The 444-nt window shown below is 41.7% G+C and carries 1 protein-coding gene; it reads left to right on the forward strand.

Annotation, left to right across the window (positions count from 1 at the left end):
- Nucleotides 1-156 precede the first annotated feature (156 nt).
- Nucleotides 157-315 (forward strand): hypothetical protein, encoded by a 159-nt coding sequence (locus AAC147_RS11670; protein WP_231571701.1) that lies wholly within the window; start codon nucleotides 157-159, stop codon nucleotides 313-315.
- Nucleotides 316-444: the final 129 nt, after the last annotated feature.

The raw sequence follows: 444 nt of genomic DNA on the forward strand, positions 1-444 counted from the left end.
CGGGATTGGATTTTTTGCACTACGGATTGTGACCCTTTTCATTAATGATGAAAGGGTCACATGCAGAAAAAGCACGTTAAATACTGCGTTTAATTCTTTTTCTCATCGTGAGAATTACATAATCAGAAAAAGGGAAATAATTAAGAAATAATCAAAATGCATCATGGAAACCTGACTCTGGCACTATTTACACGTGCAAAAAATCCAATCCCGTCGGTTCAGCAGGATAAAATCTTCGATTATTGGTCTGTTAAGCTTATCACTCAGTTTTCCCAGTCAGGCCATGCCGGAAGTTCCAAACCGGGATCAACATGAGCACACACTGGCCGAAATCACCACCCAATGGGACAACTTACTCAATTACAGTCACCCAAAGAAGCGGCAAAAATAATGGTCGCTCAGCAGCTATCCACGCTAAATATCTGCTGGCACGTTTAGAGCTGG

The sequence above is a fragment of the Xenorhabdus sp. NBAII XenSa04 genome, from assembly GCF_963866145.1.
Lineage (GTDB): Bacteria > Pseudomonadota > Gammaproteobacteria > Enterobacterales > Enterobacteriaceae > Xenorhabdus > Xenorhabdus indica.

Bases quoted from the DNA above. Each gene is read 5' to 3' on its own strand.
- AAC147_RS11670 (WP_231571701.1), top strand. From the start codon at position 157: ATGCATCATGGAAACCTGACTCTGGCACTATTTACACGTGCAAAAAAT.